The sequence below is a fragment of the Clostridium sp. FP2 genome (assembly GCF_011065955.2).
Lineage (GTDB): Bacteria > Bacillota > Clostridia > Clostridiales > Clostridiaceae > Clostridium_AD > Clostridium_AD tagluense.
In genome coordinates, this window is record NZ_JAAMNI020000001.1 from 4,536,102 (window position 1) to 4,548,419 (window position 12,318).

General features: G+C 33.3%; 8 protein-coding genes. All 8 read right to left on the bottom strand.

What is annotated here, in order from left to right:
- Positions 1–302: 302 nt before the first annotated feature.
- Complete coding sequence (locus G9F71_RS21435; protein WP_164948669.1) at positions 303–3,875, bottom strand: DNA polymerase III subunit alpha; 3,573 nt, start codon at positions 3,873–3,875, stop codon at positions 303–305.
- A gap of 80 nt (positions 3,876–3,955) precedes the next feature.
- Positions 3,956–4,240, bottom strand: coding sequence for a Dabb family protein (locus G9F71_RS21440; protein WP_164948670.1), 285 nt, complete (start codon positions 4,238–4,240; stop codon positions 3,956–3,958).
- Positions 4,241–4,283: 43 nt separating this feature from the next.
- On the bottom strand, positions 4,284–5,588 hold the full coding sequence (locus tag G9F71_RS21445; RefSeq protein WP_125004169.1) for a DRTGG domain-containing protein: 1,305 nt from the start codon (positions 5,586–5,588) through the stop codon (positions 4,284–4,286).
- Positions 5,589–5,596: 8 nt separating this feature from the next.
- Complete coding sequence (gene whiA / locus G9F71_RS21450; protein WP_125004171.1) at positions 5,597–6,547, bottom strand: DNA-binding protein WhiA; 951 nt, start codon at positions 6,545–6,547, stop codon at positions 5,597–5,599.
- A 57-nt stretch (positions 6,548–6,604) separates the two neighbouring features.
- The gene (locus G9F71_RS21455) at positions 6,605–7,936 is read right to left on the bottom strand and encodes a uridine diphosphate-N-acetylglucosamine-binding protein YvcK (protein WP_164948671.1); all 1,332 of its coding nucleotides are present in this window, start codon (positions 7,934–7,936) and stop codon (positions 6,605–6,607) included.
- Positions 7,933–8,817 carry an RNase adapter RapZ gene (gene rapZ, locus G9F71_RS21460; protein WP_125004175.1) on the bottom strand — a complete coding sequence of 295 codons (885 nt, stop codon included), beginning with the start codon at positions 8,815–8,817 and terminating at the stop codon, positions 7,933–7,935. The genes G9F71_RS21455 and rapZ overlap by 4 nt, the downstream gene beginning before the upstream one ends.
- A 313-nt stretch (positions 8,818–9,130) precedes the next feature.
- Positions 9,131–10,066, bottom strand: a complete 936-nt coding sequence (murB, locus tag G9F71_RS21465; RefSeq protein ID WP_164948672.1) for a UDP-N-acetylmuramate dehydrogenase — start codon at positions 10,064–10,066, stop codon at positions 9,131–9,133.
- A 147-nt stretch (positions 10,067–10,213) separates the two neighbouring features.
- The gene (gene uvrC / locus G9F71_RS21470; RefSeq protein ID WP_164948673.1) at positions 10,214–12,076 is read right to left on the bottom strand and encodes an excinuclease ABC subunit UvrC; all 1,863 of its coding nucleotides are present in this window, start codon (positions 12,074–12,076) and stop codon (positions 10,214–10,216) included.
- Positions 12,077–12,318 lie beyond the last annotated feature (242 nt).

The window sequence follows — 12,318 nt, forward strand, 5'->3', positions numbered from 1 at the left end:
CATTAACCTCCTTATAGTTTTCTTCCTTGCACTATCGGGACAATCTCTGTACCATCGGGTCAAAGTTAGTCCCACTATGGTTATAATATATCCATGTTTATTGACAGTAATATTAATACTAATTAAAATTTTTCTTATACTCTAATTTTATACAAAATTCGCGAAATATTCAACGTTTTATATTCATAAATAATAAATTTTTAATATATAGCATACTATGGTGGCATTGTAAACCTTTTAACGGGTAAAAACGGGAGAAAAAAATTTTCCCCCATGGTTTTTACTTATAATAGGTAAAGGTTTTATTGTATTTTTATGTTATTTTTTCCAAATATACCTCTTAAGAGTTCCATAGTATCAGTTTCCTCACTGAGCCATAATGCTTTATCCGCAGCATACATTTTTCTTGGCTCCTTTGTACAAATATATACCGGAGTGTATCCCCTATAAATGGTCAAGTTTTGCTTTAATTTTTTTAGTGTATCTTTCATCATCGTTTCATTTTCTATCAAAATATAAATTTTTTCACTGTTAATCTTTAAAAGGGGTTTAATATCTTCACACAAAATCTTAGGTTGTTCTTCTTCCCTAATACTTACTCTTCCTTTTATTATTACTATTTCATCCTCATCTATTAAGGACTTATATTTTTCAAAGGTCTTAGGAAAAACTATTACTTCCACACTTGCATATAGGTCTTCTAGATTAATAAAAGCCATCATTGCATTATTTTTTGTAACTTTTTTCGAAACAGTCGATATTATGCCTCCGATAATAACTTTATCCCCATCTTGAAGTTTAAAGCTTTCATTCAATAGTTCATTACCTTCTTCAAGGCTTTCATCTACCACAATATCCGATATTCTTGTATCCGTCTGTATTTTGAGAGTCTCTTCATATTCATCTAGTGGGTGACCAGATAAATATATTCCGGTCATTTCTTTTTCCATAGCTAAAAGATGTTTCTTTTTAAATTCTTTAATATTAGGATACTCTATTTCGAAATTATTATAATCATTTTCAAAATCTAAAAATAAATTTATTTGTCCAGAAATATTCCTCTTCCTATCATTATTTACTCCATCTAATACTTTTTCATAGATTGCTAGTAGTTGAGACCTATGAATTTTGAAATCATCAAAGGCTCCTGCTTTAATAAGACTTTCTACTGCTCTTTTGCTTACACAGGAGGTATCTATTTTATTGCAAAAATCCATGAAACCGATGAAATCACCTTTCTCTTCTCGATTTTTCACAATACTGTCTATTACATTTACCCCTACATTTTTTAAAGCTGTAAGGCCAAATCTTATAGTATCTCCTTTTACGGTAAACCCAGCGTAACTTTCATTTATACTAGGAGGTAGCACTCCAATACCAATTTGCACTGCATATCTGGTATAAAAAGCTATTTTCTCACTAGCACCCTTTACGCTGTTTAGCATAGCAGCTATAAATTCTGTGGGATAATAACACATTAAATATGCTGTTTGGTAACCAACCACTGCATAGGCTGCGGCATGTGATTTATTAAAAGCATAAGACGCAAAATCCATCATTTGGTCAAATATGCGGTTTGCAGCCTTTTCCGAAATTCCATTTCGGAGGCAACCTTCTACTTCTATGGTTCCATCCCCGCGGACTATTCCATGGATAAAGTTATATCGTTCCTCTTCCATAACCTTGTGCTTCTTTTTAGACATAGCACGACGTACAAGGTCTGATCTACCCATGGAATAACCAGCTAGTTTTCTAACAATTTCCATTACTTGTTCTTGATATACCATTACACCATAGGTAACACCAAGAATTTCTTCGAGTTGCGGAGTTTCATATTCTACCTTATCCATACTATTTTTATTTCTTATATAGCGTGGAATCTCAGCCATAGGACCTGGTCTATATAAACTTATACCAGCGATAATATCTTCTAAATTGTCTGGCTTTAATTCTTTCATAAAGCTAGTCATTCCTGCAGATTCTAATTGAAATATTCCTACAGTTTTACCTTCTCCAATCATCTTATAGACCTTGTGATCTTCAATATCTAAATCATCTATATCTATACTCACATTCCTGTTTTCCTTTATGAAATCCACACAATCTCTCATAACTGTAAGTGTTCGAAGACCTAAAAAATCCATTTTCAAAAGCCCAAGTTCCTCTAAGGTTCCCATAGGAAATTGTGTTACTATCATTTCCTCATTTTTCTGAAGAGGAACATAATTTACTAATGGCTTCGAGGCAATAACTACTCCTGCTGCGTGAGTAGAACTATGCCTTGGTAGTCCCTCTAAGGCCTTTGCAATATCTATAAGTGCTTCAACCCGTATATCATCTTCATATAAGGAGTTAAGCTCTGCATTCATCTCAAGAGCTTTATTTATAGTTATACCAATTACAGTTGGAATCATCTTAGCAATTCTATCTACCTCTGCATAAGAATAATTCATAGCCCTTCCTACATCTCTTATACAAGCTCTTGGAGCCATAGTTCCAAAAGTTATAATTTGTGATACATTATCAGATCCATATTTCTCAACTACATAATCAATTACAGCTTGACGTCCTTCATAGCAGAAATCCGAATCTATATCCGGCATTGAAACTCGCTCTGGATTTAAAAACCTCTCAAAAATAAGACTATATTTTATAGGGTCTATCTTAGTTATTCCTAATGCATAAGCCACTATAGAACCTGCTGCAGAGCCACGACCAGGCCCCGTGGGAATATCATGTTCTACTGCAAACTTTATAAAATCCCATACTATAAGAAAATAATCTATGTATCCCATTTGCTTTATTATATTAAGTTCATATTCCAGTCTGACCACATACTCTTTAGCCTGATCACTTCCAAGCGCTATTTCATTTACATATTCTATAGAAAAACCCTTTTCCTGTACTTCACTAAAGACCTTATAAAGCGACGACATACCCTTGTAGCAATTTTCTCTTAGAAATTCATAAGGATCTACCGCGTCTGGTAATGGAAACTTAGGTAATTTAGATACATGAAATTCATAATCAAAATTACACTGCTCTGCAATTTTCACTGTATTACTTAAAGCCTCTGGAACATAAGCAAAGGTCTTTTTCATTTCATCAGGAGATTTTAAATAAAACTCATCTGATGGATATCTCATTCTATTTTCTTCATCCACAGTTTTCGCTGTTTGAATGCATAAGAGCACATCATGAGCCTTTGCATCCTCTTTATTAATATAGTGAGTATCATTACTACAAATTAAAGGAATTCCTGTATCCTTTGAAAGTTTAATTAAAAGTTCATTGACCTTAAGTTGGTCCTGCATACCATGATATTGTAATTCCAAATAAAAGCCATCTTTGAAAATTTCTTTATATTGCAGTGCTATTTCCTTTGCTTTTTCATAATTATCGCGAAGAAGATGACTTTGAACCTCACCACCAAGGCATGCACTACTAGCTATTATTCCTTCACTATACTTTGACAAAAATTCATGATCAACCCTTGGTTTATAATAAAAGCCTTTAATGGAAGCTGCGGATACTATCCGCATTAAATTTTCATACCCCAATGCATTCTTAACTAAAAGCACTAAATGATGAGTTTGATTTTCTCTATCTGCTTCTTTTATGTACATAGACTTAGCAGCTACATATATTTCACACCCAATAATAGGTTTAATGCCTTGCTCCTTTGCCTGCTTATAAAATTCCACACAGCCATACATTACTCCATGGTCTGTTATAGCAATACTCTTCATACCTAACTCCTTGGTTTTAGATATGAGTTCTTTAATCTTCCCGGAACCATCCAGCAAACTATACTCTGTATGTACATGGAGATGAACGAAATTTTCTACGTCTTCTTTCTCTGATTTTTGGTGCATATTTTTTCACTTCCCCTCAAACCATATAATTAATCATATAAAGTTATTTTTATCCACAGAGGCCTTAATTAATCCCCAATTTAACTCTCATAGTCCACAACTTTAGAAGACTCTAGCATTGGTTTTAAATATTTAAGCACCTCATTTACATGATACTCATGTACCGCATAAGATTTCATATCGCCTAGTGAGTCAAACCTAGTAATCAAAACTAAATCATAAGAATGCTCAGTATGTAGAACATCCACTCCCACTTCTAGCCCCTTAAGTTGTGGTATCTTTCCCTCCATACTGAGTAAAATATTTCTAGCACCCTGTGCTTGCTCTTTATTTTTTAACTTGAAAAATACTATGTGTGTAAACATTAAAGTACCTCCTCATAAAATCATATTAATATCAACCCATATATTATTTACTAAATGTTTTTGCGGAAATCATAGCCTTTGCCACGGGCTGCTTAAGTCTATTATACATACTGATTTCTACTTTAGAAAAACTTCTACCCTTATCCAGGACTTCTGCATATATATCTATATCACTACCCATTTGTACAGGTTTCATAAAATATGCCATAATACTATCTACTGAAATATTGATATTGTTATTTTTTCTGAGTGCCATTATTCCCATAGTTGATAAAAGCATATTAAGTGAACTCCAAGATGCAGTTCCAACAGGGTCTAACATTTGAGGAATAATCTGGCCATTAAAGTGTAGCCTCTCCCCCTCAATATCACATTTGAAATTCTTTAAAATAAGATCTTCTATAGTTTCCGATACTTGAGGCTGCCTTAGTGAAAACTCCATTGCTTTTATAACATCCTCAATACTTAGAACTCCTACTAGCTTTTTCTTATTAACCACAGGACAGAGCTTTATTCCATCCCATCCCATAATGTGAGCAGCATAAGCTACTGTTGTTTTAGGTGTTACACTTATAGTATCCTTACTCATAACCTTATATATTTGTTCATTTTCATCATCATGCCCTTGTAAATCTCTTAGTGTAACTATGCCAATAAGCTTCATATTCTCATCTACCACAGGATATCTTTCATGATTAGTTTCCATCATTAGTTTTCTCCAGGTAGCAACAGTGTCAGTACCACTAAGATACTTGGGATGTATTTCCATTACATCTTCAACTGAAATAATTTCTTTTTTAATCATGCTTTCATAAATAGCCTTATTTATCATACTTGCCACTGTAAAGGTATCATAAGATGAAGACAATACAGGAATACCCTTTTCGTTTGCCAAGGCCTTTATTTTTTCACTACAATTAAAGCCTCCAGTAATTAATACCGCGGCTTCATTTTCAAGGGCAAGTTCTTGCGCCTCTTCCCTATTTCCAACGATAAGTAGATACCCTGGGCTTATATATTTATGTATAGTTTCAACAGCCATTGCCCCTATTATGAATTTATTTAAACTTCTGTTTATGCCCTTTTTTCCACCTAAAATTGTTGCATCAAGGATGTTTATAACTTCAGCATAAGTCAAGCTTTCAATATTTTTTTTATCTACTTTGTCTACTCTTACAGTTCCAACCCTAGGTACAGTCTTAACAATTCCCATATTTTCAGCTTCTTTTATAGCTCTATATGCTGTACCATCGCTAAGGCCGAGTTCGCTACTTATGCCCCTTACTGAAATTTTAGTTCCAATATCTAGGGAAATGATAAAATTAACAATCTCTTCATGCTTTGACATTAGATGTTTTACCTTCCTTCTTTCCTTAATTCCTCAGCAATCTTTTCTATTCTTCTTAATCTATGATTAATTCCAGATTTGCCCACTGGTGGTTCAAGTATTGCACCAAGCTCTTTTAGTGATTCATCTGGGTACTCAAGGCGAAGTTCCGCAATTTCCCTTAAATTTTTAGGAAGCCTTTGAAACCCTAATTCCTTTTGTATTAATTTAATACTCTCCACTTGTCTTACTGATGCATTCACTGTTTTGCTAAGATTGGCGGTTTCGCAGTTCACAAGCCTATTTACATTGTTCCTCATTTCCTTCATTATTCTTACATTCTCCAGGAATAATAATGAGTTATGAGCACCAATGATATTAAGTAGATCAACAATCTGCTCACCTTCTTTAATATAAATTACAAAACTACTTTTTCTTTGTATTATCTTTGAACATAGTCCATAACTATTAATAAGTGTGCACAGTTCCTGCGCATAATCACTGTCATGCGTAACAAATTCTACATGGTAGTTTTTTTCTGGATTACTGATACTTCCACCACCTAAAAATGCACCTCTTATATATTTACGTTTGCATTCTTCAGCATCAATTAACCTTTCTGGTATAGTATAATCTATGGAAAAAAAGTTCTCGTCTTCTAGTACTGCCACTTGCTTTAATAAGTCTTTAACACCCATTTCTTCTGTAATTATAACCACATAAACATTCTTTTTCTTAAGAGAATTACTTCTTTTGACTAGTAGCCTAGCATGAATGGCAAAGTGCTCCTTTAATAATTTAAAGATAAGTCTTGCAATTGCAGGATTTTCGGTAGTTATTTGAAAATTTACTTGTTTATTTGAACCAAGTCCAATAGTTCCACTAACCTTCATTATAGCCGCAAGTTCTGCCATGGCTTCTTTCTTACTCATTTCTGTAAATCTACAAATTTCATTTTTAACCTTAGACGAAAATGACATTATTTTACTCCTTACTGCGTTTATTTTCCCAAAGATCATAAAAATAAATATGGATCATTATTTATTTTTATGTTCCTTAAGCCTCTGTGATAAATAAAAATACTCCACTATTCTCTTCTTATCGTAAAATAGTTTTTTTTCCATAATTGTTTCTAATATAATGGCTGCAAGCTTGTCTGCGTCATGCCTTACGTATCCCTTTTGAATCTTTACAAAATCGCTCTTAATTACCTCTATACCCAGCTTTTTAACTTCCTTTTCATTTATATTAACCATATTAGAATTATCTTTTTGATATTTTTCTTCTAAATCATTACTTAATCTCCCTACATTAACTAAAACATAATCTACAACCTTGCATCCAGCATGCTTATGTATAGCCTTTATGTGGTCGCATACGCAAAAATTATCGCTTTCTCCTGGTTGAGTCATTATATTTGACACATAAATCCTTAAGGCTTTTGTTTTATCTAAGGCATCTCTTATCTCCCGTACTAATAGATTGGGAATAATGCTAGTATAGAGACTACCTGGTCCTAGGATTACTGCATCTGCACCATTTATGGCAAACAATGCTTCCTTAATTGCTTTAGCATCTATAGGCTCTATAAAAACCTCCTCAATAGGACTGTTATAATCTAGGGCAGCTTTGGGTATATTGGATTCTCCATCAATTATTTTTCCATTTTGGAGTTTCGCCTTTAATACCATATTATCTAGTGTAACTGGTATAACTCTTCCTGTTACAGCTAGCACCGAACTCATTTTCTGAACAGCTTCTTCGAAATTATTTGAAATTCCATCCATTGCTGCTAAAAACAAATTACCGAAATTTTGATCCTTGAGCCGCCCATCTTTAAATCTATACTGCAATAATTCCTCCATTAGTGGCTCCGTATCTGCTAAAGCTAAAATACAATTTCTAATATCCCCAGGGGGAAGAATACCTAAATCTTCCCTTAAAACACCCGATCCCCCGCCATCATCTGCCACCGTAACTATTGCAGTTATATTATTGGTATATTTTTTTAAGCCTCGGAGCATAGTTGCAAGACCTGTACCGCCTCCGATTACTACAATTTTAGGACCTTTTACAAGTGCTCTCTTTTCATAAATCAAATCTCCAAAGTTTTTCGAGTCAATGGCTACATCTACATTTCCTATGTTTATCAATATAATAAATGATTTAATAATTTGCATTAAAGCAATATACAAAATCAAAACTCCGATACCAATGAAAAAAACAGGAAAAGCTGACTTTATAGACCACAAATATTTTTTATTAATAAACTCATTAACTCCATAAAACAATAAGAAAATCCCTATAATACCTACAAGAACCCATCTTTTTATATTAACACCAGGTTTGAGCAAATCCCTGGTTATCATAGCTTTCCGCCACCTCTATTCACATCTTCATATATATCCCTATGATCTATATTGACGCTATATCCGCTTTGCTCTAGTATTTCATAAATTTTGTTGGCTATAGCTACGGATCTATGTCTTCCCCCTGTGCATCCGATAGAAACTATAAGTTGTCTTTTTCCCTCTTTTTTATAATTTGGAATAAGAAACTCTAACATATCCTGAAGCTTCTCTATAAATACTATAGTTCCCTCAAAATCTAGTACATAATCGCGAACAGGTTTTTCATTACCTGAATACTGTTTAAGCTCTGGAATATAATATGGGTTTGGCAAAAACCTAACATCAAATACTAAATCCGAATCTACAGGTATCCCATATTTAAAGCCAAAAGAAAGCACAGTTATCATAAGTTTTGTCTCCATCTGACCTTCTTCCGCATAAATATTATTTATTTCTTCCGTAAGCTCTCTTGCAGAAAGTTTAGTAGTATTAATTATATGGTCAGCACGCTCACGTACATCCTTAAGTTTTTTTCTTTCGGTTGCAATTCCATTTAAAACTCTTCCCTCTGGAGCTAGAGGATGTTTTCGTCTTGATTCTTTATATCTTTTAACAAGTACTTCATCTGAAGCCTCTAAAAATAATATTTCATACATATATCCTTGTTCTTTTAGAAAGGTTAAGCTTTCAAACAAATCATCAAAAAATTTTCCGCCTCTAATGTCTATAACTAGTGCAATTTTATCTATATTTCCGTTGGTTTGATAACATGCCTCTGCAAATTTAGGAATTACTGTAGGTGGCAAATTATCTACACAAAAAAATCCTAAGTCTTCAAGGTTTCTTATAGTTTGTGTTTTACCAGCACCGGAAAGCCCCGTTAATATAACAAATCTCATTTAAAAACCCCCCTTTACAAAGATTATTAATAATACAGTTTCATTTTTTTATTATAACACATTTAGGGGTGATTAGGCATCTGAAAAAAATAACAAGTTAGTCATGACAAGGATATTTTTTAAAGAGATGTCCAGGGTATATGTGAAAAAAAATGCACAACAGTTTATCCCGTTGTGCATTTTAGTAACTTATCAAAAACCCCTCTTTATAAAAAGCTTAAACCCAAAATTTCTTTTCTTACTGTGTATCCCATGATTATTTAATTATATTAAAACCACATTTCAGAAGAAAATCCTTCTAAAATGTGGTTATTTAAACTTGCTTAGATGATTCTTTTTCTTCTCCCCAAATTTTTACTTCGGTGTGAAGTTGTACCCCAAATTTTTCTTTCACTTGATTCTGAACAAGCTGTATCAATTCCAGAATATCCTTTGCACTGGCATTCTTCTTATTAATAATAAAACCAGAATGCTTCTCAGATACCTGAGCCTCTCCAACATAAGTACCTTTCAATCCACAATCTTCTATAAGTTTACCAGCAAAATAACCTTCTGGCCTTTTAAATGTACTTCCGGCTGATGGGTATTCTAAAGGTTGCTTATCACTTCTTCTTTTTGCAAGAGTGTCCATCCTCGCTTTTATAACTTCCACATCTCCAACCTGGAGATTAAGAGTAACTGATACTACTGTGTATCCGTATTTAAAAATTGCGCTACTCCTATAATCAAGTTCCATTTCGCCCTTTGTTAAAGTTAATAATTCTCCATTATTATCGATTGCTAACATACTTTCCATTACCATAGACATTTCGCCATCATAGGCTCCTGCATTCATAGCTGCTGCGCCGCCAATACTACCTGGAATTCCACTGGCAAACTCCATGCCCTTAAGCCCACTGCCCAAAGCTACCTCAGCCACGTTGTATAATGTGGCTCCACTTTGTGCCATTATTTTATTTCCTTCTACCTCAATTTTATCAATCTTAGATAGTTTTATAACTACCCCGCGAATTCCACCATCTTTTACTAATAAATTAGAACCATTGCCTATTAAATAATATTTAACTCCATTTTCTTTGCAAATTTTTATTATAGCTTGAATTTCTTTAATATCTTCTGGAGTTACTAAGATATCTGCTGGCCCACCTACCTTGAAATAAGTATGGTTTTTCATTGGCTCATCTATCATTATGTTTGCTTTGTCTATTACTTCATATAATTGTTTAAATAATTCTACATATTGCTTCATATACTCTCCTTGAACATATTAATATATTTATATACTTTCCTAACATAAATTATAATTCATGTTAGGAAAGTTATAGCTATTTTAGTTTACCCTTTTTCACAAGATATTTCAACAATTTAAATTCATTATTAATTCCTAGGTCATTATTTACTGTTTTTTAAAATATTCTAAAACACATTGCGACGCTTTACTATCCATGGAGGGTGTTTCCATTAATTCCTTATTGCTCGCATTTTTTATATTATCAATACTACCAAATTTCTTGAGTAGCTCTCTTCTTCTCTTTTCCCCTATATTAGGTATATTGTCTAATATAGAATATAGAGTTCTTTTATCTCTTAAGGTTCTGTGGTAAGTGATAGCAAATCTATGCACCTCATCCTGTATTCTAGTAATTAAATGCATGCTTTGAGAATTACTTTTCATAATCAGCTCTATATTATTATATATAAGTCCTCTAGTTTTGTGCCTGTCATCCTTAACCATTCCACATACAGGTATATCGATATTAAGATTGTTTAACACCTCTAACGCCACATTGACTTGTCCTTTTCCGCCATCCATAAGAATTAAATCAGGGAATATACAAAACTTGCCTTTACTTAATTCTAAATTTCTTTCTTTTATTTCTTCCACTTCATAAAGTCCACGCTTAAATCTCCGCTCTAAGATTTCACGCATACTATCATAATCATTAGCTCCTATTACTGATTTTATTTTAAACCTTCTATAATCGCTACTTTTAGGCTTTCCATCTTCAAAAACTACCATGGTACCTACAGAATCCACCCCCATTATATTCGAAATGTCATAGGATTCAATTCTCTCAGGTATTTCGCCAAGTTCCAATAGTTCTACAAGCTCCTGCAATGCAATTTTATGAATTTCCTTATCCTCTCTATCCTTTAATTTGAATTGCGCAAGGGTTATCTTAGCATTATTTTCTACCATCTCTAAGGTCTTCTTCTTTTCTCCCTTTTGAGGAATCTTAATGGTTACCTTTGAATCTTTTTTCATGCTAAGCCATTGCTCCAAAATCTCTCCCTCATTTATAAAAGGAACATATATAGTTTTAGGAATAAAGGCTGTACCTCCGTAAAATCTCTTTATAAATCCTTCTATAAGCTCACTTCCTAGTTCACCCGCTTCGTCATTTAAAATAAAATGTTCCCGACCTATTATCTTTCCATCCCGAAGGAAAAACACCTGAAGACAGACATCTTTTTCATCCACATATAAATTAACGAAATCTTCATTTTCACAATTACCTATTACAATTTTTTGCTTTTCGTTTATCTTGTCTACCGCCAAAATTTTATCTCGAAAACCCGCTGCTTTTTCATATTCCAAAGATTCTGCTGCACTTCCCATTTTTTCCTTTAGATCATCCACTATATTTGTATCTTTTCCTGTAAGCAGCTGCATTGTACCTTTTATGAATTTACCATAATCTTCTCTACTAATATAACCAGCACAAGGAGCTTTGCAAAGCCCAATATGATAATTTAAGCAAGGCCTTGTATGAGGTAATCCTTCTTTAATAACTCGCTTGCAGGTTCTAAGGGGGAATATTTTTTTTATAAGTTCAATAACGGTATATACAGCCGCCGAATCTGTATATGGTCCAAAATATTTTCCTCCATCATTTGCAATATTTCTAGTTACAAAAACTCTTGGAAATTCCTCATTTATGGTTATTTTTATAAAAGGATAATGTTTATCGTCCTTAAGCAAAATATTGTACCTTGGACTATATTTCTTAATAAGATTACACTCTAGTATTAGTGCTTCCATTTCTGAATCCGTCACTATATATTCAAATTCAGCTATATTTTTTACCATAGCCTTCACTTTTTCAGAATGATTCTTTGAATTTTGAAAGTATTGTCTTACCCTATTTTTTAATATTTTAGCCTTCCCTACATATATTATTTCACCAAGATGGTTCCTCATAAGATATACTCCTGGTGCCTCTGGAAGAATTTTTAGTTGATATTCAAAATCAAACACATTAACCCCCCCTTAACCTTCTCTGGGGTACATAACAATTATCAATTGTTATGCCTCCTAGTCTTTCTCTGTGGCACATGTTCACAAACAACCATATATAGTCATAATTATAGTTATATAGTCCTATTTCCTGGGCAATTTATAACAAATTGCTACACATGTTGTTTTACTACTATTATAGAATTCGCCTTACCATTTAACTTCATTAGTTAATTCATCTCCTGGGTCGCCGCAATATATAA